Source organism: Cupriavidus sp. 01L45 (genome assembly GCF_056399885.1).
Map to the genome: position 1 here is coordinate 1 of NZ_JBFTSG010000069.1, position 22,145 is coordinate 22,145.

Sequence of the window (22,145 nt, forward strand, 5' to 3'; positions counted from 1 at the left end):
CAAGCCTCGGGCTGGCGCCGCTGATCGTGAAGGAAATCTTCCACATCATCAACGACCTGCGCAAGACCGGTGTGGCGACACTGCTGATCGAGCAGAACGCACGCGCGGCGCTGCAGGTGGCGGACTATGGGTATGTGATCGAGACGGGGACATGGCGATGGAGGTGGCCTGACGACGCAAATGCCGACAACACGAGTTTGCCAATGACTATCTGGACCGTACCCGACTGGACCACCTACGCAAATGAGAAGGCGCACGGCACATTGAATGCCGCGCTGGGAATCGAACAGACCGAACTGGGGCCCGACTACGTGAAGGCGCGCATGCCGGTGGATCACCGGACCTTCCAGCCGGCAGGAGTTCTGCATGGCGGCGCGTCCGTGGTGCTCGCGGAAACGCTGGCGTCATGGGCCGGGAGCTTTGCGGTGGACCGCAACCGCTTTCACTGCGTGGGGCAGGAGATCAATGCGAACCACGTCAGGCCGGTCAGCGCCGGCTTTGTGGAGGCTGTGGCGATGCCCGAGGCTCTCGGCCGGAGATCTCATGTATGGAGCGTCCGCTTCTACGATGCGCAACGCAAGCTGGCCTGCGTGTCACGCGTCACGCCCGCGGTACTGGAGCGGCCGTCTGAATACCAAGCGCGACGGCCTGCCCAGGGCACGGGGCGGCGCGGGATCGCCGGGTGCGCTCAATGCAAGCGCGTCCCCGCCGCCAGCAGCCGCTCCAGACCCTGCGCCAGCGTCATCCCCAGCGCCCGTCCCCAACCGTGGATGTCGAGCACGTGCCGGCGATAGACGGCATGGTGGAGCAGGGCGGCGAGCCTGCCCTCGATATGCCAGCCGTTGTCCTTGCCTGGCGTAGCGCTCAGGTTGGCGATGGCACTGCTGCCCGCCAGGGAGACCAGGGAACCATAGTCGCGATACCTGAACCCCGGCGGCTGCTTGCCTGCCAGGCGCCGTGGCAAGGCCTCCGAGAGATATAGCGCTTGCTGGTAAGCAACCTGCGCGCGGGTCGGGAGTTCCGCATCGAGGTCCTGCGGCCGGCAGCTGGCGCAGTCGCCGATGGCGTAGATATGCTCGTCATCGATGCTTTGCAGTGTCGGCAACACGCGAATCTGCCCTTTGGCATTCACCGGAAGCTGGAAGGTGCCCAGCAGGGCAGGCGCCGTGATGCCGGCCGCCCACACCACCACATCCGCCTGCATCGGCGCCTGGCCGGCAATGGTCAGGCCGTTTTCGCTGACGGACGTCACCCGTGCGCTGCATTGGACGCCGATATGCAGGCGCGCAAGCTGCTCGCCGACGCGCGCCGCGAGCCGGGCGCCCATGCCAGGGACGACCGCGGCGGACGCTTCAATGACGCAAATATCCACGCCGGTCACCGGGTCCAGCCGGTGTATGCCATAGCGATTCAGCACGCTAGAGGTCCGGCGCAACTGCGCGGCGAGCTGCACGCCGGTCGCACCTGCGCCGACGATGGCCACGCGGACCTTTGCCGGCGATGCCTGCCGCTCGACATCGGCCTGGGCAGTCCTGCGGCGCAGGGCGGTGAACACGCGGTCCCGCACCTGTTCCGCGCTGGCGACGCTGTCCAGCGTCAAGGCGTGCTCGCGCGCACCGGGCACGCCAAAGTACTGGGTGACACCGCCGACGGCAAGAACCAGCTTGTCGTAAGCAATGGACCGGACCTGGTCGCCTTCGCCGTGGCATGTGCCGGCAATCGCCACGGAGACGGTCCGGTTGATGCGATCCGCCGCGAGCAGCTCGCCTTGCACAAAGCGAAAATGATGGCGCTCGGCCTGCAAGGCGAACGAAGTATGGTGAACGACGGGCTCGATCCGGCCCGCGGCCACTTCATGGAGCAGAGGCTTCCACAGATGCGTGGGGCTGCGATCGATCAGGATGATCTCGGCGAGACCGCGCCTGCCAAGGCGCCGGCCCAGGCGAGTGGCCACCTGCAGGCCCGCGGCGCCGCCGCCGACGATAACGATTCTTCTCATGGGAACCTCCGCGATGTGTGTCTGATGCGTGGGTGGCGCCACGGTGGGCGCATCAGTTCGTCACAGGCTCGGCCATGGCGCGGCTTGCGCTGTGGCCACGATGCTGGCCGGCCACGATCGACTCCAGTACGTGGAAGTCCGGCCAGGCCGCCTGCGCTGTGCCCGAAAGCGTTACCGATACATCCGCATGGCGCGGCGTATCGCTGCCCTGCGGCAGTACAGCGGCTGTATGCATGCCGATGCCGCTTGCGGCGCGCAGGCTGCCTTGCGTGGCGCCAACCAGCAAGGCCCGGTGCGCCGGCGCCTCGGCGGTGCGCAGCACCAGGCGGTAGAGATCGGCCTCGGTCTCGCGGGCGGATAGCGCGTCCGCCGTGGCGACCACGGCAAAGCGATCGGTCCAGTCCGGCCCGATGGCGCCATCGAGCAATGCGCACAGCATGCGCGACGAGACCGGGGCGGCCAGCGCCAGGCGCGCACCGCCTGACTCGGCGCTGCGCATGAGTGCCAGGGCCTGGGGGCGGACGGGGATCGCCTGCTGGCCGCAAGCCGTGACGAAAGCGTCTTCGTGCGCGCGGAGAGTGCCGCGTTCCCGCGGTGCCAGATCGATGCCGGCCCGGCGCAGTTCGTCAGTCCGGATAAGCACATCGTCCAGGGTAAGCACCAGCAATTCAAGCGACATTCTCCGTCTCCATTAGCACCGCGTTGCGACACGCGGAGGTGATTGCGTTTCCGATCCAGGCACTATAAGGTAGGCCCTTCATATTGAAAAATTGGTTTATAAAACCGACTGATAGGTTTTCTACTATGAATCGCACCACCACCTTCCGCCAGCTGAACGCCATCGATGCGATCGCCCGCCTGGGCGGTGTTTCCCGCGCGGCGGAGGAGCTGCATATCACCCAGCCAACGGTGTCGCTGCAACTGAAGCTGCTGGAGGAAGCGATCGGGGCGCCACTGGTGCAGCGCGCGGGCAGGGGCACGCAGCTCACGCCGGCGGGCGAGGTGATGGCGGGCTACGCCGGGCAGATCCTGCGGCTCTGGCGCGATGCCACCGAAGAAGTCGCGGCGCTCAAGGGCAACCTGGCGGGAACGCTCCGGGTCGGTGCCATCACGACGGCGGAGTATTTGCTGCCGTCGATGCTGGTGGCATTCACGGCGGACCGGCCGGAGGTCAAGATCAAGCTTCACGTGGGCAACCGCGAGGAGATTGTCCGGATGCTGGCCATGCATGAGATCGATCTGGCCATCATTGGCCGGCCACCCACGGATATGCGCACCCAGGCGACGTCGTTCGCCAAGCACCCCATGGCGTTTATCGCGGCGCCGGACCATCCATTGATGACGCGCCGCCATCTGACGCTGCAAGACCTGGTGGAGGCGAACCTGCTGGTGCGCGAGCGCGGCTCGGGCACGCGCAATACCGTGGAGCGGCTGTTCAGGGAGGCTGGCCTGCGGCTGCCGCTGGGTTCCGAGCTGTCCAGCAACGCGGCGATCAAGCGGATGGTGTCCGCCGGGCTGGGCGTGGCGTTTCTCTCGCTGCACGCCTGCACCCTGGAGTTCCAGGCCGGGCTGATCGGGCTGCTGCCGCTGCAGGGCAATCCCATCGAGCGCGACTGGTACGTGCTGAACTTGCCGGGCGTGCGCCTGCCGCGCGTGGCGGTGGCCTTCCGTGCCTATCTGGTGGAGCAGGGCCAGGCGGAAATCAACCGGCAGCTGGAGTCCTTCGACGTGATATTGCGCCGGCTGCATGCCCGTGCGCGGCGTTTGCGCAAGGCAAAGCCCGACGCGGCGGAGCATTCATGAAGACGAGGCCGGATCGCTGGGAGGCGTTCGTCCCCGGTTGCCCGGCCGTCCGGTTCTAGCTGAGGGCCGTATCGCCGCTGGCCTGCGCCCATTCCCGGAACCTGGCATCGCGCGCCAGCAGCCTGCGCGCGGTGTTGTAGTCCGGCGGATCCACCCGCGTGCCTCCGGCGGGTTTGCCGTCACGGGCCGCCTCGTATCTGCCGATCATGTCCTGCGCTTGCGCGACCTGCTGCGCGGAGGGCGTGAAGGCCGCGTGGATGGCGGCGACCTGATGCGGATACACCGTGCATTTCGCTTTCAGTCCGATCCGGCGTGCCCAGGCCAGGTCGGCCGCCAGCGCCGTTGCGTCCTGGTAATTGAACGGGCAGTCGACCGGCACGCAGCCCGCCGCGATGCATTCGACCAGGAAGCGCGCGCGCACAGGGTGCAGCTCGATGCCATCCGGCCCGCGCACCGCGTCCAGATCCGCGCTCAGGTCTTCGGCCGCCAGCAGGCAGGCACTGACGCGCGTACTGGCCGACAGGATGGCGGCGGTGGCGACGATGCCGCGCGCGGACTCCAGCGTCGGCACGATTTCGGTTTGCCGGGGCGCCAGGCCGAACTCGCGCTCCAGCGCGGTGATTTGCTGGTCGAGCGCCTGGATTTGCGCGGCCGTTTCGGTGTGCGGCAGGAAGATGGCCGCGGGCGCGCCCGGCATGACGCCGCGAAGATCGTCCAGTCCGTCGCCATCCAGCTTGTTGATGCGCACGGCGCCGACAATGCCGCGCGCCCGGCATTCAGCCATCAGCGTGACAATCCGCGCGCGCGCGGCGGGGCGGTCTGCGGGACTGGTGAACTCTTCCAGGTCGGCGACGATGACATCCGGGCCGCTTTCAAGCGCCGCCTGCTGGCGGACGGTGTCCAGTCCTGGCGCGAACATCCAGCTGCGCCGGAGCGCTGGCGGGCGTCTTGAGGCGTGTCGGGGCTGCGTGTTCATCGCATATCTCTCATAGGGGGCCAGTGAGGCAAGGCAATCGATCCGGCTGGCGTCCGGCGCCCTGGAACAGCACCGAGGCAACCGGCTCGCCCGCTTGCAGGCGGGCGAGGATGGCCGGCTCGGCCTCGTCGGAAGCCAGCGCCCGGGCAATGACGCCAGCCGCGGCATCCGCCGACAGGAACAGCACGCCGTTGTCGTCGGCCAGCACGATGTCCCCCGGATTGACGGTGACGCCGCCGCAGATCACCGGCTCGTTGACGGCGCTGCCGCCTTCGTCGATCCGTTTGGTGGTGAGGACGCTGGTGCCGCGTGCAAACACCGGTATCCCCATGGCGCGCAGTTCCAGGATGTCCGTGACCACGCCGTCGACGATGATCCCTTTTGCGCCCGCGCACAAGGCAGCGGTGCCGGTGACGGCGCCGACAGGCGCGTGGGCGTGGTCACCGCAGGCATCGATGACCAGCACATCGCCGGCGGTGAGGCAGGCCAGCGCGCGGTTCACCGCAATGGCGTTGGGCGTGGCCAGCCGCAGCGTGACGGCGCGGCCGGCCACCTTGACGTTGGGGACGAGCGCGCGAATGCCGTGGCTGGCGAAGCCGTCCTCGAGAAAGTGCCCGAGCGTGGGGAAACTCACGCGTTCCAGCTGGCTCAGCAGGGTGGGGTCGATGTTCGTTTGCATGATCGGTATCAGGTATGACGACGTCGTCCCGGGCCGGCAGCAGGCATCAAGGCCGCAACCCGGGACGACGATCTGGCAGTGGCGCGGTATCCGCGGCTCAGGACAGCGAAGCCGTGGCGTTGCCCGCGGCGCTTGCCGCCGGCGCATCCTTGCGCAGGGTTTCTGCCAGCAGCAACAGCGCAACGGCGGAAATCAGCGCGGACCCGATCATGTACCAGGCCACCGACGAACCGCGGCCCGTGGCGGACAGCAGCGCGGTCGTGATGATCGGCGTGGCCGCGCTGCCCAGCAGCCCGGACAGCATGTAGCTGATCGACAGGCCCGAGTAGCGCACCTTGGTGCCGAACAGCTCGGCCAGGAAGGTGGCGATGGGACCGTAGTTTGCCGCGAAGGCGCTCATCATCAGCAGGTAGCCGAGCAGGGCAAAGGCAAACACCTTGGTGTCGAGCAGCCAGAACAGCGGGAAGGCGAGCAGCGCCTCGGCAAGGATCCCGCCGATGATCACCGGCTTGCGGCCGATCTTGTCGGACAGCAGCCCGAACAGCGGCAGCAGCACCACGCACAGCGCGCAGGCGATCAGCGCGATCGACAGCATCTGGTTGCGCGAGAAGCCCAGCGTCTGGGTGCCGTAGGTCAGGCCGAACGCCACGATCAGGTTGAAGGCAGTGCCGGTCGACATCGTCGCGATGCCGCCCAGCAGGACCTGCTTCCAGGATTTGGTCAGCACTTCCGCCAGGGGAATCTTGACCTGCGCGGCACTGGCCTTGACCTTGCTGAACGACGGCGTTTCCGACGTGTTCAGGCGAATATACATGCCCACGCCGACCAGCAATACGCTGGCCAGGAACGGAATGCGCCAGCCCCAGGACAGCAGCGCCTCATTGGACATCACCGCATTGCTGAGCAGGAATGCCAGGTTGGCGATGAGCGTGCCCGCGGGAACGCCGATCTGCACCCACGAGCCGTAGAGGCCGCGCCGGTTGGCCGGTGCATGTTCCACCGCCATCAGTACAGCGCCGCCCCATTCGCCGCCTAGCGCAAGCCCCTGGATGACGCGCAGCGTCAGCAGCAGGATGGGCGCCCAGATGCCGATCGAGCGGTAGTCGGGCAGCAGGCCGATGGCGAACGTGGCCGAGCCCATCATGATGAGCGATACCAGCAGCATGGACTTGCGGCCGACCTTGTCGCCGAAATGCCCGAACAGCGCGGCGCCGACCATGCGGGCGACATAGGCCGATGCAAAGGTGCCGAAGGCGAGCAAGGTCCCGGTCAGGGGATCGAAGGCGGGGAAGAAGACCTTGTTGAAGACCAGGGCCGAAGCCGTGGCGAAGATGAACAGGTCATACCATTCGACTGTTGTGCCGATGACGCTGGCGGCGGCGATCTTCTTCATGTTGCGAGGAGGATGACCGGTTTCCGGCTGGGTAGTGGAGGCGTGGTCAGTGTTCATGAGGCGTTCCTGGATGGCGAGGCGTAGTGCATCTGTGTTCTGGTGGTCAGGCCAATATATCGTAGGCGAGCCCGAATGGCAGTGTAATAGGTAGTTGTTCTAGGTCTGGTGTTCTGGTGGTCAGGCCAATTATGGCAAAAGGCTACGTTCTTTCTCATTCACGCAAGCCGCGTGCCAGCGGAAAGATGCGAATGCGGCACGTCATGTCCGGGTCGATGCGTGGGAATGGTGCGTGCCACTGCCGCTGACGAAGCGGGGGCGGGAACCGGTTTGCACCAGTTGTGTGCGGATGCGCGATGGCAGCCGGCGATGTGGGCGGGGAGGCGGGAGCCGGGACCCGGCCCGCCGGGTGATCTACTCGGCGATTTCCTCTGACAGGCGGGAGACAATTGCCAGCAAGTGGAAGGACATGGCGTGGCGCGCCCGGATCGGGTCCCGGGCCACGATGGCTGTCACGATGCGATCGTGCTCGCCTACCGCAGCGCGCCAGGCCGACGCGCCCACAAAGTGCTTGTCAAGGCGCTTGTACACGGGGCTGGCCTCGCACAAGTCCCAGACATGGGCGACCACCGACGCAAGCGCCGCATTTCCACAGGCCGCGGCAATGGCCTCATGGAAGGCCCGGTCATGGGCGAAATCTCCGGCTTCCGGCGACTGGTCGGGATTCATGCCCCGGTGGGCCTCTTCGATGGCGGCGATCTGCTCCGGCGTCCCGTGCTGGGCCGCCAGGGCAGCGCATTCCGGCTCGAACAGCGTGCGCGTCTCGAGCAGTTCGAACGGGCTGGCTTCCAGGGCCGCGCCAAGGCGGCGGTCGATATCGGCTTCAAGATCGGTTTCGATAGCGGTTCCGATGCCGGGCTCGGCGCCATTGGCTGCGGCAATCCCGTTCTCCTTGGGCTCCAGCACGAAGACGCCGCTGCCGACGCGCACCTCGATGTAGCCGCCGATCTCAAGGGCAATCAACGCCTCGCGCAACGTCGAGCGCGCCACGTTGAGCTGCTCGGCAAGTTCGCGCTCGGCCGGCAGGCGCTCGCCCGGCGCGAATTCCCCGGCGCTGATTTTCTTAGCGATCTGGTCCGCGATCAGGCGGTAGAGGCGCTGCGCTGTAACTGCTTGAAGAGATGACATGGGTAGGCGCCGCTGCAAATTGCAAATTGACTGGTGGTCAGATCAATACCGCAAAACAGGCTCTCAATTCAAGGGTGTAGGCGGGTTTCGCTCTGTCTGCGGATAACCGTGGGCAGTGGTCCGGCCAATATAGTAGCGTATGAGGCGCTTGCATATCGGCCTGGCGAAAAGCGGGGTCTCGGTCCGCCGGCGCCGTTCGGGCTGCCGTCAGGCTCCAGTCTCCTGATGATAAGTATCTTATACGACGCTTATCCGCGAAATGTCTTGTGAAAAACGTAAGCTATTCGCTACTAGTGGCCGGACCACCAGTCAAATAATCGAAATTGCTTGGCATTTTTCTGGCATGAATCATAGAATTGGTCCGGCCACCAGTTGATGCCCAATGATCGCCATGTAAGAAAGCGATCCGGGGAGCGCACGAGACACGGCGGAAAGGGGTCAGGACCCCGCCGCACAAGTAAATCCAAAGGAGGACGCAATGAAGAACGCAGACCTGGTACGCCGCAAGGATGCCGCCACGCCCCGTGGCGTCGGCGTGATGTGCAATTTCTACGCCGAGCGCGCCGAGAACGCGGAGTTGTGGGATGTCGAAGGCCATCGTTATATCGACTTCGCGGCCGGCATTGCCGTGCTCAATACCGGTCACCGTCACCCGCGCCTGATGCAAGCCATGCAGGCGCAGATGGAGCGCTTCACCCACACGGCCTACCAGATCGTGCCTTACGCCAGCTACATCGAGCTGGCCGAGAAGATCAATGCCCGCGCGCCCGGCGCCTTCGCCAAGAAGACCGCCTTCTTTACCACCGGCGCCGAAGCGGTGGAGAACGCCATCAAGATCGCGCGTGCCGCCACCGGGCGCCCCGGCGTGATCGCCTTCGCGGGCGGCTTCCACGGGCGCACCATGATGGGCATGGCCCTGACCGGCAAGGTCGTGCCGTACAAGGTGGGATTCGGCCCGTTCCCGGCCGATGTGTTCCACGCCCCATATCCGAATGCCCTGCATGGCGTGAGCGTGCAGGAGTCGATCAACGCGCTGCAGCAGCTGTTCAAGACGGATATCGATCCGAGGCGCGTTGCCGCCATCATCTTCGAACCGGTCCAGGGGGAGGGCGGCTTCAACGTAGCGCCCGCGGAATTCGTGCGCGCGCTGCGCGGCATCTGCGACGAGCACGGCATCCTGCTGATCGCCGACGAAGTGCAGACCGGATTCGGCCGCACCGGCAAGCTCTTCGCCATGGAGCACTATGACGCGGCGCCGGACCTGACCACCATGGCCAAGAGCCTGGCGGGCGGCATGCCGCTGTCGGCCGTGTGCGGGCGGGCCGAGATCATGGATGCACCAGCCCCCGGCGGCCTGGGTGGCACCTATGCCGGCAATCCGCTGGCGGTGGCGTCGGCGCTGGCGGTACTGGACGTGCTGGAGAGCGAGAAGCTGATCGAGCGAGGCGCGGCGCTGGGCCGCCGGCTACAGGACAAGCTCGAAGGCCTGAAGTCGCGCGTGACGGCGATCGGCGAAGTCCGGGGACTTGGCGCGATGATCGCCGTGGAGTTCCGCAAGGCGGATGGCAGCCCAAACCCGGAGTTCACACGGCAAGTGCAGGACCACGCCCTGGAGAAAGGCCTGCTGCTGCTCACCTGCGGCGTGCATGGCAATGTCATTCGCTTCCTGTTCCCCCTGACCATCCAGGACGCCGTGATGGACGAGGGCCTGGGCATCCTGGAAGCCGCGCTGCTGCAGTGACCGCCAGGCAGCAAGCCAGTCGACATCGAATTCAAGCAAATGAAGGATTGCCGCGGTAGTGCCGCGGCAATCGCGCAACGGAACCCACGACATGAATCATCCCTCGCCCCGTGCCTTGCCGGCGCTGTCAGAGCGCAACGGCGGCCAGATCCTGATCGACCAACTGATTATCCAGGGCGTGAAGCGCGTCTTCCTGGTGCCGGGCGAGAGCTACCTGCCTTGCATCGATGCGCTGTATGACCACCAGGACAAGATCCAGCCCATCGTCTGCCGGCAGGAGAGCGGGGCCGGCTACATGGCGGAAGCGCACGGCAAGCTGACCGGCGAGCCCGGCATCTGCTTCGTCACGCGCGGGCCCGGCGCGACCAATGCCAGCATCGCCGTGCATACCGCCTACCAGGACTCCACGCCCATGATCCTGTTCGTCGGCCAGGTCGGCAACGACTTCTACGAGCGCGAAGCGTTCCAGGAGATCGACTACCGCCGCATGTTCGGCCAGATGACCAAATGGGTGGCGCAGATCGACCGCACCGAGCGCATTCCTGAATTCATTGCGCGCGCCTTCGCGGTGGCGACCAGCGGCCGGCCCGGCCCGGTCGTGCTGGCCCTGCCCGAGGACACGCTGTGGGGCAAGGCCAGCGTGGCCGATGTGCCGCGCTATCGCCGTGCGCATAGCGCGCCGACCCCCGACGCCATGGCCTCGCTCGCGCAGATGCTGGAGCAGGCCGAGCGCCCGTTCCTGCTGGTAGGCGGCTCCGGCTGGACGCCGGCCGCATCCCGGCAGCTGGAAGGCTTTGCTGAGCGCTTCGCGCTGCCGGTCGGGGTGGCCTGGCGGCGCCTGGAATGTTTCGATAACCATCATCCCAATTTTGCCGGGCATGTGGGTTGGGCCATGCCCGACTCCCTGCGCAAGCGCGTGCAGGAAAGCGACCTGCTGATCGCCGTGGGCACGCGCATGGGCGAGGCAACCAGCGAGGGCTATACGGTTGTGGAAAGCCCGCTGCCGAAACAGCGCCTGGTCCATGTGTACCCCGACGCGAACGAACTCGGGCGCGTGTTCCATCCCACGCTGCCGATCGCCGCCGATGTCGTTTCGTTCGCCGCCGCGGTCAGCGCGCTTGCGCCATCTAGCCCCCGTGGCGCGCGCAACGCCGGCCATGAAGCCCATCGGGTCTATCTGTCCGAACAGGAGCCCAAGGCAGCGCCCGGCGCGCTCAACCTCAATGTGGCGGCCTGCCACGTTCGCGACAACGTGCCCGAGGACACCTGCATCACCGTCGGCGCCGGCAACTACGCCTTGTACCCGCACGCCTACTACCGCTTCAAGGGCGTCGGCACGAGCCTGGCGCCGACGGTGGGGTCGATGGGCTACGGCCTGCCCGCCGCCATCGCCGCCAAGCTGGAGAATCCCCAACGCACCGTGATCTGCTATGCGGGCGATGGCTGCTTCCAGATGAACCTGCAGGAACTGGGCGTCGCCATGCAGTACCGGGCGGGCATTGTGGTGCTGGTGTTCAACAACGGCATCTGGGGCACCATCCGCGCCCACCAGGAGCGCGAGTTTCCGGGCCGCACCGTGGCGCTTGGTTTCGATAATCCGGAATTCAGCGAACTGATCCGCGCCTATCGCGGCTACGGCGAGGTTGTCGCCAGCGACGCCGAGTTCGGCCCCGCCTTTGCACGCGCGCTGGCATTCGCCAACAGCCAGCAGCTGCCCGCCTTGCTCGAACTGCGCTATGACGCCGATGGCATCGCGCCGGGCATGACCTTGTCGCAGATCCGGTCGGAAGCCTTCGCCCGGCAGGCCGAGGCCAAGTAAAGCCACGACGGCGCAAGGAGATAAGAGATGACGACACTCGCAATCAATGGCGACCGGCTGTGGAAGTCGCTGATGGATCTCGCCGCGATCGGTGCCACGCCCAAGGGCGGCAACGCGCGCCTGGCGCTGACGGCGCTGGACGGACAAGGCCGCGACCTCGTGACCGGATGGATGCGCGACGCCGGCCTGAGCGTGACGGTGGACAAGCTCGGCAATATCTTTGGCCGCCGGGCAGGGCGCAACAACGGCCTCGCGCCGGTCATGACGGGCAGCCATATCGACACGCAACCCACCGGCGGCAAGTTCGACGGCTGCTATGGCGTGCTGGCGGGGCTGGAAGTCATGCGCACGCTGAACGACCACGGCATCACCACCGAGGCGCCGCTGGAAGTCGCCATCTGGACCAACGAGGAGGGCTCGCGCTTTGTCCCGGTGATGATGGGCTCCGGCGTGTTCGCCGGCGTCTTCCCGCTGGAGACCGCGCTATCGGCCACGGACGTGGCGGGCAAGCGCGTGGCGGATGAACTGGCGGCCATCGGCTACGCCGGCGACACCGAGGTGGGCCGCGAGGTAGGCGCGTATTTCGAGGCCCATATCGAACAGGGGCCGGTGCTGGAAGCCGAAGACAAGGTGATCGGCGTCGTGACCGGGTCGCTGGGTTTGCGCTGGTACGACGTCACCGTGACCGGCATGGAGGCGCATGCCGGCCCCACGCCGATGCCGCTGCGCAAGGATGCGCTCTATGGCGCCACGTTCCTGATGCAGGCCGTGATCCGGATCGCCAACGATTTCGCGCCGCACGGGCGCGGTACGGTGGGCGTGGTCAATGTGCATCCGTCGTCGCGCAATGTCATCCCCGGCGCGGTGAAGTTCACGGTGGATCTGCGCCACCTCGATCCGGCGCGGCTTGCGGAAATGGATGCCCGCTTTCGCGCGGCCTGCGCGGCCGTGGCGGATGGCAGCACCACCGGCGCGGCACTGGATGTGGCGGTGGAGGACGTGCAGTACTTCGCGCCGACGCCGTTCGCCCCCGAACTGATTGGCCACGTGCGCCAGGAAGCCGCCGCGAGGGGCTATACCCACCAGGACATCGTGACGGGCGCCGGCCACGATGCCGTCTATATCGCCGGCATCGCGCCGACAGCGATGATCTTCGTGCCCTGCAAGGACGGCATCAGTCACAACGAAATCGAAGACGCCAAGCCAGAGCACCTGGAAGCAGGGGCCAATGTGCTGCTGGGCGCGATGGTGGCGCAGGCGAACGCCTGAGCGGCCCGGACACAACGAATACAGGAACGCATGATGAGCGATTTGCGAGATCTCGCCTACTGGCGCAAGCAGGCGGAAACGGTGCCCATCCGTACACAGGCCTATATCGGTGGCCGCTGGGCCGACGCCGTCGACGGCGCCACCTTCGAGACCATCAACCCCGCCACCGGCAAGGTGCTGGCCAGCGTCGCGGCTTGCGGTGCCGAAGACGTGGACCGTGCCGTGGCCGCGGCGCGCAAGGCTTTCCAGTCAGGCGTGTGGTCGGACCTGCCGCGCAGCGCCCGCAAGGCCGTGCTGCTCAGGCTGTCGCACCTGATCGACGCGCATCGCGAAGAGCTGGCGTTGCTGGAAACGCTGGACATGGGCAAGCCCATCGCCGAAACGCTGCAATACGATATTCCCGAAGCCGGGCGCACTTACGCGTGGTACGGCGAAGCCATCGACAAGATCTATGACGAGATCGCGCCGACGGCGCCCGGCGTACTGGCCACCATCACGCGCGAACCGCTCGGCGTGGTCGCGGCGGTGGTTCCCTGGAACTATCCGCTGCTGATGGCCAGCTGGAAGGTGGCGCCCGCGCTGGCCGCGGGCAACAGCGTGGTGCTGAAGCCGGCGGAGCAGTCCCCGCTTACCGCGCTGCGGCTGGCGGAGCTCGCCGAGGAGGCCGGCATTCCGGCGGGTGTCTTCAACGTGGTGCCGGGACTTGGCGCCGCCGCGGGCCAGGCGCTGGGCCGCCATCCGGACGTGGACTGCATCGCCTTCACCGGGTCCACCGCGACGGGCAAGCGCTTCATGGAATATTCCGGCCAGTCGAACCTCAAGCGCGTCTGGCTGGAGTGCGGCGGCAAGTCCCCGCACATCGTCTTCGACGACTGCCCGGACCTGGACCGCGCCGCGCAGGCGGCGGCCATCGGCATCTTCAGCAACCAGGGCGAGATCTGCATCGCCGGCTCGCGTCTCTATGTGCAGAGCGGCGTCTACGATGCGTTCCTGGAAAAGCTGGAAGCGCACGCCGCGCGGATGCAGCCGGGCGACCCGCTGGATCCGGCGTCCGCCATGGGCGCCATCGTCGACGGCGYGCAATTGCAGCGGGTGATGTCCTACGTGCGGAGCGGCGAGGACGAAGGCGCAAGGCTGCTTGCCGGCGGCAAGCGCGCGCATTCGGACAGCGGCGGCTTTTACATGCAGCCGACCATCTTCGAATGCCAGACGCAGTCGCTGACCATCGTGCGGGAAGAGATCTTCGGCCCGGTGCTGGCGGTGACCCGCTTCGATACGGAGGAGGAGGCCATCCGCATGGCTAACGATTCCCCCTATGGACTTGGCTCGGGGCTCTGGACATCCAGTCTCTCCCGTGCCCACCGGGTCTCGCGCAAGCTGCAGGCAGGGCTGGTATGGGTCAACTGCTATATGGACAGCGACGTGACGGTACCCTTTGGCGGCGTGAAGCAGTCGGGTTCGGGGCGAGACAAGTCATTGCACGCACTGGACAAGTACACGGACCTGAAGACGACGTGGATCAGCCTGGCATGACAGGGCGGCGCGCGTACCGCAGGCTTCCCCCGCGCTGACCGGGTGCGAGGCCCGGTTCAGATCAGGTCCTCCTGCCGCATGGTGGGGGCGTTGCCGCCGGCCAGGGCCAGCGGTGCTGCGCCACCGCGCGGCGTGCTGCCACCGCCTGCCCCCCGTGCCAGGTTAAGGCCCCGCTCCCGTGCCTTGTAGACGGCTTCTTCCTTCCCGCCCGCCTGCAGGTGCTTGTAGATGGTGCGGGCGTGGGTCTTGACGGTGGGCACGGAGATATTCAGCAAGCGGCCCACGGTCTTGAACGCATGGCCCCGGGCAATCAATACCAGCACATCGTACTGGCGCTGGGTCAGTCCCAGCATCATGGCCTCTGCACCGGGCCGTTCACTGCCAACGGCGGGTTGCGATGCCTGCTTCGCCGCGGGCAGGGCCGGGAACAGTGGCAGCTGGCCAATGCCGGAATGCCTCGCATGACCGGTGGCGATGCGCCGCACAGCCGACTCGATCACGTCGAGCGGCGCCGATTTCGCGAGACAGCCGCAAAAACCCGTCGTGATCCCGCCCTGGGGCAATTCCAGGGGAACGGTATCGGATAGCAACAGCAAGCGCGGTGCCGGCCATATCCTGCGTACCATGCCGAGCCACTGCCAGCCCGTGTCCGGATTGCCGGGCATGCCGAAGACAATCAGGTCAACGTCGCCTCCGGCATGACAAGCGGCGGGGAATTCCGTGGGGTCGATGGCAAGGACATGATCGATGCCCGCAACACGCTGCAACAGCGTGAGCATGGCGATGCGGAGCAACGGATGGCTTTCGACGAGCAGCGCGTTCATGCCTTACCTCCCCGTACAGATGCAATGGAGCAGGCTGAACCCGCAGGCATGGCGCGGCGCCGCCAGCGCGGACCAGCGCTATGGCAGCACCCACCACCTTCGGATTTCGACCCCCATCCTGGCTGTGCCGCCAGGGTGGTTCGGCGTCATGGACGCCCGCCCGGATATTTGATGTTTTTTCTTGTTCCGGGTGATCTTATGTGCGGAATATAACGAAATCAAGAAATTGTTGTTGCGGTAGTGAAACAACAACCTGTCCCGCGGTATCCGTTTCGCGCCGGTGCCGCCTCCTCGCACCGCGTCGCGATCTTGCTGAGGGCGTTGCCCCAGCCGACGCGCAGGTCCGGATTCCCGTACCTGCGGCGGACTCCGGGCTTAGCCTCCGCTCTCCTTTTCCAGCACCTCGCCCAGCGCGTCATCCACCGTTTCCAACATCACGAAACGCAACTGGCTGCGCGCGTCCGCCGGCAGGTCGTCAAGGTCGGGGGCGTTGCGCGCGGGCAGCAGCACGGTCTTGATACCGCCGCGCAGGGCAGCCAGCACCTTCTCCTTGATGCCGCCGACCGGCAGCACGATGCCGCGCAGGCTGATCTCGCCGGTCATGGCGCAGTCGCTGCGCACCGGCCGGCCCATCAGCAGCGAGGCCGTGGCGATGAACATGGCTACGCCGGCGCTGGGCCCATCCTTGGGAACGGCGCCGGCGGGCACGTGGACATGAATGTCGTGCTTGTCGAAGCTGCCGCAATCGATGTGCAGGGACGCGCAGCGCGACTTGACCAGCGTCAGCGCCGCCTGCGCGCTTTCCTTCATCACGTCGCCAAGCTGGCCGGTCAGCAGCAGCCTGCCGCCGCCCGGCGTGCTGCCCGCTTCAATGAAGAGCAGGTCGCCGCCAACCGGGGTCCATGCCAGGCCGGTTGCCACACCAGGCAGGCTGGTACGCAAAGCCGATTCGCTCTCGAAGCGGCGATGCCCCAGGATGGACGGCAGGTCGTCAGGCCCGATGCGCTTGCGGATGGCCGGATCCTCGGCCACCAGCATTGCCACATGGCGCAGGACCGCGCCGATCTGCCGTTCGAGACTGCGCACGCCGGCCTCGCGCGTGTAGTCGCGGATGATGGCGGCCAAGGCCTCCTCGGTCAGTTCGCATTGCGCCGGCGCCAGGCCGCACGCTTCGAGCTGGCGGGGCAGCAGGTAGCGCCGCGCGATCTGCGCCTTCTCGGCCTCTGTGTAGCCGGCCAGTTCCAGCATTTCCATGCGATCGCGCAGGGGGCCCGGGATGCTTTCCAACTGGTTCGCGGTGGCAATGAAGACAATGGCCGACAGGTCGAAGGTCACGCCCAGGTAGTTATCGCGAAAACTCGCGTTCTGGCCGGGATCCAGGATTTCGAGCATGGCGGCTGCCGGATCGCCGTGCACGCCCTGGCCAAGCTTGTCGAGTTCGTCGAGCAGCATCACGCAGTTGCGCGCGCCGGCCTTGCGGATTGCCTGGATGATGTTGCCTGGCATGGCACCGATATAAGTGCGCCGATGGCCGCGCAGTTCCGACTCGTCATGCAGGCCGCCCAGGCTCACCCGCACGAAAGGCCGCTCCATCGCCCGAGCGATGCTCTGACCAAGCGAGGTCTTGCCCACGCCGGGTGGCCCGACGAAGCAAAGGATCGGGCCCTTGCCGTGCGGATTCAGCTTCCTGACGCCGAGATACTCCAGGATGCGGCGCTTGATCTTGTTCAGCCCGTAGTGTTCGTCGTCAAGGATCTGGCGCGCCCGCGCGATATCGATGGGCTTCTCATCGGGAAGGCGCCACGGCATCTCGGTCAGCCATTCAAGGTAGCTGATGCTGATCGAGTACTCGCCGGAGGCTTCCGGCATCCGTTCCAGCCGGGCCAGTTCCTTGCGCGCATGCGATTCGACCTCGGGCGGCATGCCGGCGGCGGCGATCGCTTCGGCCAGCTTGCGGATCTCCTCGTGGCTCTCCGTGTTCTCGCCCAGTTCGTGCTGGATGGTCTTGAGCTGTTCGCGCAGCATCATCTCGCGCTGGCGCTGGTCCAGCCTGCCGCGGGTTTGTTCCGCGATCTCGCGGGACAGGCGCAGCACTTCGATGCGCGCCGCCACGGCATCCGTCACCCGGTCCAGCCGCTTGCACAGCTCAAGCGTTTCGAGGATCTCCTGCTTGCGCTCCAGCGCGATGTCGACCAACCCGGCCAGCGTGTCCGCCAGCAAGCCGGGCGACTCGATCGCCTGCAGGGAACCGGTCAATTCCGCCGGAGTGCCTGGCAGCAGCGCGAACATGTCCGCCGCGCGTTCCTTCAGGACCAGCGCGCGTGCTTCGATGTTCGGGTCGCGCTGCGTGGGTTCGGCAAGCATCTCCACCCTGGCGGCCAGAAAGGGGTAGCCGGTCAGCGGTTCGAGCAGCCGGAAGCGCTGGGCGCCCTGGCAAACCAGGTGGTGGGTCCCATCCGGGCTGGTCACATAGCGCAGCACATTGGCCACGGTACCCATGCCATAGAGCGCATCGAGTTCCGGATCTTCGGCCTGCGGGTCACGCTGGAGCACCAACCCGAGCGGGAGCTGACCCAGTACGGCCGCGCTCACGCCTGCCTTCGCGCGCTCGCGTCCAATTGCCAGCGGGATTGCCAGGCCGGGGAAGAGGACGATATCGCGGACCGGGAGCAGGATGAGTCCATCGGGTGGCAGGGCGGACGCCGTGCCGCCGTCGGCCACTTCGGTAGCTTGCGCAACGCTGCCCTGTTCCACGCTTTGCGCAATCTGCCCACTCTCCCTGGTCAAGGCGGATTCGCCTCCGATATAGGTGCTCATGGTGGTGTCTCCTGCGGGCCTGGCGCGTGTAGCCAGGTCTTCGCGAAAAAATTCGGCAGCGCGCAAAGTCGGCTTCGCGCAGGTCCCGCCTACTCCGATCTCTCGAGGATCAGCACGAGACAGCCATCCACGGATTCGCTCTGCTGCATGCCGTAGCGCCCGGGAGGAAGCTGGATGTGCCGCTCAAAGCGGCCATAGGGAATCTCAAGGCAGTGCACGGTACCGCCGGCGAAGGCGCGGTGCAGCGCGCGTTCGGCACGGATGCTGAGCGTGTTGGCATCCAGCCCGATGTCGATGCACTCTGGCTTCACGCCGGGCAGCGCCACCACGACGGCGATCTGCTTGCCCTGCTCGAAGATTTCCACGGGCGGCTCCCACACCGGGCGCAGGCCAAGCTGGCCGGCCGGGCGAAAGAACTGGCGATGCAAGCGCTCGGCACGCTCGACCGCCTGTAGCGCGGTTTCCCACGTCGTCATGTTGCGGCCGCTTGGCATAGCCGGGCTCCTCGCTCACCCTTGGAACAGGCATGGCTGACGCTTCATCAAATGCCACGGGGGCGGCATTGTCAATTGGCTTTTTGGGGCGAGTTCCGAGGGCGGCCTGCCGGCTGGATCACTATCCGGGCATCGGGTGCAAGCGCCGCAATCCGGCTTGCTTGCAGTGTCCGGAAGCGGCGTCACCCGCTGAGCGGAAACTACGGCCGCTTGTCGCTGGCCGGGCTCGTCGGGCGCTGCGCAGGCAGGCTGTTGATGATGCAGTCCACCGCGCGCGTGTCCGACTTGCCTTGCCCCAGCCCGCCGATGACCGAGTCGCGGTACTGCGCGGGTGTAATGCGGTGGTAGTAGAGGCGCGAGGTCTGGTCGAGCCAGTAGACATAGTCGCTGTCGCCCTGGCTGCCGTCGGTGCGCAGCCAYTCGCTCACATTGTTATTGCCGATCATCAGGTTCGGGCAACGCCGGTTCAGGCTATCCAGGTACGCGTCGAAGCCTTGCGCCTCGATGTTGCGGACCGAGTCCGGCGTGCAGCCGGCTGTCAGCGCTAGCGCTGCCGCCCAACTTGCCAAGGCAATCCTGTGTCCGGCATGGCGGGACCACCGGTTGGCGCACTTGGCAAAGGTAGGGAAATGCATATGGATCCTGGAATGGCCCGGCAGGGCGGACACAGAGGTGGCACCAGAGCGCATTGTCCGCCCCCGGTTCCGGTATTTCGAGTGAGCATACCGGGGAACCGTTTCCTCCCCACCCCCGGGTGAAAGATTTCATATGCCGCCGGGAAGCCCTTGAATTCGCTGCCTGCCAGCCGGAACGAAGCCCATTCAGCCTTGGACGTCACAAAGCAGTATTCCTGCTTGACTAGGACCGGTCTCCATCCTATAACCATCCCATTGGATGGTATTTGGATGGCGGGTCACAATGAACGAGCAACAAAGAGCACTTGCAGCACCTCCCCGGCCCAAAGGCGGCGAGACCGAGAAGATCACGATCAACCTTGGCCCTGTCGACCTCGGCCAGATCGACCTGCTGGTCGAGGAAGGCTTTTACTCGAACCGCACCGACCTGATCCGTACCGCGATCCGCAACCAGCTTGCGATCCATGCGCAGGCCGTCAGCGAGACCGTGACGCGGCGCGCGCTGGTACTCGGCCTGCAGCATTTTTCCCGGCAGGACCTGGAGGCCGCGCAAGCGGCACGGCAGCGTCTGGACATTCATGTGCTGGGCCTTGCCAGCATCGCCGCCGACGTCACGCCCGAACTGGCCCTGGCCACGATCCAGTCGATTGTCGTACTGGGCGCTTTCCATGCCTCCGCCGCGGTCAAGGCGGCACTGGCCGGGCGCATCCGCTGAGCCCGGCAATCACCTGAGGCCCCGCTGCAGGTTCTCCTGCAGGCCCCTCGAAGGACACCATGATGAAAATGAACGAAGCATTCCTGGCTTCCATGCACGAAGCCATGGCGCTGTTGCGCACGGCCGGTCCGCTGGAGGCCACCGAAGTCATACAGCGCGCGCTGCGCGATAGCGGCGCCGCCGCCGGTTTCCAGCCTGCGCAAGTCGTCGAGGCGCTGCTGCCGCGCACGGCGCCGGCAGCGGACGCGGACGCGGAAGGTCCCGCCGCCAAAGCCGGCGAGGCGCGCACGCAGCCCCGGCGGGAACCAAAGCCGGCGCCGCGGCCCGGCGTGCAGGACACCGGGCACTTCACTACAAGGCATTACGCCAGTCACGCCGGCGAGCGCGCCTACAAGCTCTACGTGCCTGGCGGCTACGATGGCCAGCCGCTGCCGCTGGTCGTGATGCTGCACGGGTGCACGCAGGACGCTGATGATTTCGCGGCGGGCACGCGCATGAATGCGCTGGCCGGGCGGCACGGCTTCCTGGTTGCGTATCCCATCCAGCCAATGACGGCCAACCCGTCCAAATGCTGGAACTGGTTCAAGCCGGGCGACCAGCAGCGCAGCCAGGGCGAGCCAGCGCTGATCGCGGGCATCACGCGGGAAGTCATGGCGAACCACCCGGTTGACGCGGATCGCGTGTACGTGGCCGGCTTGTCCGCCGGCGGCGCCATGGCTGCCGTGATGGTGCAGACGCATCCGGAGCTGTATGCCGCGGCGGGGATTCATTCCGGCTTGCCTTGTGGCAGCGCGCACGACCTGCCATCGGCACTGGCTGCGATGAAGGGCGGGAACCTGGCCGCGAAGCTGATGGAGAAAGCGCGGACCGCGCCCCGGGGCAACGGTGCTGTCTCGCAGTCGCGGCCCCTCATCGTATTTCACGGCGATGCCGACGCCACGGTGCATGTGTCCAACGGCGAGCGCCTGCTGCGTGATTTCCAGGGTGGTACGCACCGGGACAAGCAGCAGCGCAGCCGGGGCGGGCGCACCTTCACACACCGGCAACTGACATCGCCCGAAGGCGTCGACGCGGAATACTGGCTCATCCACGGGGCGCCTCACGCATGGGCGGGGGGCAGTTCGCGCGGGACGTACACCGATGACAGCGGGCCCGACGCCAGCGCCGAGATGGTGCGCTTCTTTCTCGCACATCCGCTGCGGCCGTAGTCCGGCGGCATCGCCGCGCGTCCGGCCCGCGCGGTCATTCGCCACACGCTAGCGTCAGGACAATCTCCGGGAAAAGCCCGCGCCGCCCCCGGCGCTAGCCGATCCTTGCCTCGCCGGGCCATAACGGCGAACTCACTGAAAAATCCGCCTCTTCCATCGTGACCGTCCTCAGTGACCGGACCACGGCACGCGTGTCGCCCGTGCGCCACTGGAAATAGTAGGACAGGTTGTGCGGAGCCGGCTGGCTTGCCAGCTCCGCCAGCTTGCCGGCGCGCACGAGAGGCGCCACATAGGATCGCGGAAAGAGGCTGATCCCCACGCCGGCAATCACCAGCGCAATCAAGGCCGACAGGCTGTTGCAAACCAGCGCCCTGGGAATCTCGAGTTTCTGCTCCGCCGCCCATTTCTCGAAGGCGAGCGTCAGGCCCGCTTCGGCGCTGAGCGTGATCACCGGATGCTCCGCGAAGTGCCGGGCTGTCAGGACAGTGCCGGATGCCAGCCGCTCTGGCGATGCCATCCACTGGTATGCGAGCTCACCGACCTTTTCCTGCGAGAGGTTGGAGGAGGAGGACGGGCCGGGAATGATCGCGAAGTCGAGTTCGCCGCGCTCCAGCTTGCGTTCGAGGTTCAGCGTCAGGTCGACCTGCGGTTGCAGCACGAGATGCGGATGCAGCTCGCGAACGCGGGCGACTAGTCCCGGGAACCAGGTGGATGCCACCAGTTCGCTGATGCCGAACCGGCAACTCCCGCGCAGTGCGCCGGACATGTCCAGGTCCGAGCGGATACGGCTTTCAATCTCGAGAATCTGGGCAGCATGCTCAAGCAGTCGCTCGCCGGCGTCGGTGATGACCGAGCGTTGCCCGGTACGGTCGAAGAGCGCCTTTCCCAGGTCGTCCTCCAACTCCGCGATGCGCTTCGACAGCGATGACTGCGTGACATGCAGGCGTGCAGCCGCCACGGAAAAGCTGCCAAGTTTTGCGGCCCAGTAGAAGGCTTCCAGTTGCTTGAGGGTCATGGCGCCGCCCCTGTCCCGCGATGGGGGCCTGGCGCCGCCA

General features: G+C 66.4%; 20 protein-coding genes and 1 pseudogene. 10 read left to right on the forward strand and 11 right to left on the reverse strand.

Features of this window, described 5'->3' with window-relative positions:
* Positions 1-170, forward strand: a pseudogene (locus tag AC1DT6_RS34815) (ABC transporter ATP-binding protein); the annotation flags it as partial.
* Between the two features lie 153 nt (positions 171-323).
* Positions 324-794, forward strand: coding sequence for a hotdog fold thioesterase (locus tag AC1DT6_RS34820; protein WP_441634232.1), 471 nt, complete (start codon positions 324-326; stop codon positions 792-794).
* Here the strand turns inward: AC1DT6_RS34820 and AC1DT6_RS34825 are convergent.
* Both AC1DT6_RS34825 and AC1DT6_RS34830 read right to left on the reverse strand, forming a co-directional pair.
* On the reverse strand, positions 689-1,999 hold the full coding sequence (locus AC1DT6_RS34825) for an NAD(P)/FAD-dependent oxidoreductase (protein ID WP_441634179.1): 1,311 nt from the start codon (positions 1,997-1,999) through the stop codon (positions 689-691). The genes AC1DT6_RS34820 and AC1DT6_RS34825 overlap by 106 nt on opposite strands.
* 52 nt (positions 2,000-2,051) lie before the next feature.
* Complete coding sequence (locus AC1DT6_RS34830; RefSeq protein ID WP_441634181.1) at positions 2,052-2,678, reverse strand: HAD family hydrolase; 627 nt, start codon at positions 2,676-2,678, stop codon at positions 2,052-2,054.
* A gap of 125 nt (positions 2,679-2,803) precedes the next feature.
* Here AC1DT6_RS34830 and AC1DT6_RS34835 point away from each other — a divergent pair, with 125 nt between their 5' ends.
* Positions 2,804-3,802, forward strand: a complete 999-nt coding sequence (locus AC1DT6_RS34835; protein WP_441634183.1) for a LysR family transcriptional regulator — start codon at positions 2,804-2,806, stop codon at positions 3,800-3,802.
* 55 nt (positions 3,803-3,857) lie between these two features.
* On the opposite strand, the gene AC1DT6_RS34840 is transcribed toward AC1DT6_RS34835, so the two are convergent.
* From AC1DT6_RS34840 to AC1DT6_RS34855, 4 genes are all read right to left on the reverse strand, one after another.
* On the reverse strand, positions 3,858-4,721 hold the full coding sequence (locus AC1DT6_RS34840; RefSeq protein ID WP_441634185.1) for an HpcH/HpaI aldolase/citrate lyase family protein: 864 nt from the start codon (positions 4,719-4,721) through the stop codon (positions 3,858-3,860).
* Between the two features lie 67 nt (positions 4,722-4,788).
* A complete protein-coding gene (locus AC1DT6_RS34845; RefSeq protein ID WP_441634187.1) occupies positions 4,789-5,457 on the reverse strand; it encodes an RraA family protein in 669 nt (222 codons plus the stop codon).
* Positions 5,458-5,554: 97 nt separating this feature from the next.
* Entirely contained in the window at positions 5,555-6,907 is a 1,353-nt protein-coding gene (locus tag AC1DT6_RS34850; protein ID WP_441634189.1) for an MFS transporter, read from the reverse strand.
* Between the two features lie 354 nt (positions 6,908-7,261).
* A complete protein-coding gene (locus tag AC1DT6_RS34855; RefSeq protein ID WP_045242741.1) occupies positions 7,262-8,035 on the reverse strand; it encodes a FadR/GntR family transcriptional regulator in 774 nt (257 codons plus the stop codon).
* A 478-nt stretch (positions 8,036-8,513) separates the two neighbouring features.
* Between AC1DT6_RS34855 and gabT the strand changes: the two genes are divergently transcribed.
* From gabT to AC1DT6_RS34875, 4 genes are all read left to right on the forward strand, one after another.
* A complete protein-coding gene (gene gabT / locus AC1DT6_RS34860) occupies positions 8,514-9,776 on the forward strand; it encodes a 4-aminobutyrate--2-oxoglutarate transaminase (protein WP_441634191.1) in 1,263 nt (420 codons plus the stop codon).
* A gap of 91 nt (positions 9,777-9,867) precedes the next feature.
* On the forward strand, positions 9,868-11,595 hold the full coding sequence (locus tag AC1DT6_RS34865) for a thiamine pyrophosphate-binding protein (RefSeq protein ID WP_477115342.1): 1,728 nt from the start codon (positions 9,868-9,870) through the stop codon (positions 11,593-11,595).
* 27 nt (positions 11,596-11,622) lie between these two features.
* Positions 11,623-12,864 carry a Zn-dependent hydrolase gene (locus AC1DT6_RS34870; RefSeq protein WP_441634195.1) on the forward strand — a complete coding sequence of 414 codons (1,242 nt, stop codon included), beginning with the start codon at positions 11,623-11,625 and terminating at the stop codon, positions 12,862-12,864.
* 33 nt (positions 12,865-12,897) lie between these two features.
* Positions 12,898-14,397 carry an aldehyde dehydrogenase gene (locus AC1DT6_RS34875; protein WP_477115343.1) on the forward strand — a complete coding sequence of 500 codons (1,500 nt, stop codon included), beginning with the start codon at positions 12,898-12,900 and terminating at the stop codon, positions 14,395-14,397.
* A 56-nt stretch (positions 14,398-14,453) separates the two neighbouring features.
* On the opposite strand, the gene AC1DT6_RS34880 is transcribed toward AC1DT6_RS34875, so the two are convergent.
* On the reverse strand, positions 14,454-15,221 hold the full coding sequence (locus AC1DT6_RS34880) for a response regulator transcription factor (RefSeq protein WP_441634199.1): 768 nt from the start codon (positions 15,219-15,221) through the stop codon (positions 14,454-14,456).
* Here AC1DT6_RS34880 and AC1DT6_RS34885 point away from each other — a divergent pair.
* Positions 15,220-15,393 (forward strand): hypothetical protein, encoded by a 174-nt coding sequence (locus tag AC1DT6_RS34885; RefSeq protein ID WP_441634201.1) that lies wholly within the window; start codon positions 15,220-15,222, stop codon positions 15,391-15,393. The two genes, AC1DT6_RS34880 and AC1DT6_RS34885, sit on opposite strands and share 2 nt — an antisense overlap.
* A 203-nt stretch (positions 15,394-15,596) precedes the next feature.
* Here the strand turns inward: AC1DT6_RS34885 and lon are convergent, their stop codons facing one another.
* The 3 genes from lon to AC1DT6_RS34900 form a co-directional block, all read right to left on the reverse strand.
* Positions 15,597-18,038, reverse strand: a complete 2,442-nt coding sequence (gene lon, locus AC1DT6_RS34890; RefSeq protein ID WP_441634203.1) for an endopeptidase La — start codon at positions 18,036-18,038, stop codon at positions 15,597-15,599.
* Positions 18,039-18,127: 89 nt separating this feature from the next.
* Positions 18,128-18,532 carry an Hsp20/alpha crystallin family protein gene (locus AC1DT6_RS34895; RefSeq protein WP_035869573.1) on the reverse strand — a complete coding sequence of 135 codons (405 nt, stop codon included), beginning with the start codon at positions 18,530-18,532 and terminating at the stop codon, positions 18,128-18,130.
* A 200-nt stretch (positions 18,533-18,732) separates the two neighbouring features.
* Positions 18,733-19,167, reverse strand: a complete 435-nt coding sequence (locus AC1DT6_RS34900) for a hypothetical protein (protein ID WP_477111958.1) — start codon at positions 19,165-19,167, stop codon at positions 18,733-18,735.
* A 283-nt stretch (positions 19,168-19,450) separates the two neighbouring features.
* Between AC1DT6_RS34900 and AC1DT6_RS34905 the strand changes: the two genes are divergently transcribed.
* On the forward strand, positions 19,451-19,882 hold the full coding sequence (locus tag AC1DT6_RS34905; RefSeq protein ID WP_045242757.1) for a CopG family transcriptional regulator: 432 nt from the start codon (positions 19,451-19,453) through the stop codon (positions 19,880-19,882).
* A gap of 62 nt (positions 19,883-19,944) precedes the next feature.
* Positions 19,945-21,090 (forward strand): extracellular catalytic domain type 1 short-chain-length polyhydroxyalkanoate depolymerase, encoded by a 1,146-nt coding sequence (locus tag AC1DT6_RS34910; RefSeq protein ID WP_441634234.1) that lies wholly within the window; start codon positions 19,945-19,947, stop codon positions 21,088-21,090.
* 94 nt (positions 21,091-21,184) lie between these two features.
* Here AC1DT6_RS34910 and AC1DT6_RS34915 read toward each other — a convergent pair whose 3' ends face one another.
* Entirely contained in the window at positions 21,185-22,105 is a 921-nt protein-coding gene (locus AC1DT6_RS34915) for a LysR family transcriptional regulator (protein ID WP_441634208.1), read from the reverse strand.
* Positions 22,106-22,145: the final 40 nt, after the last annotated feature.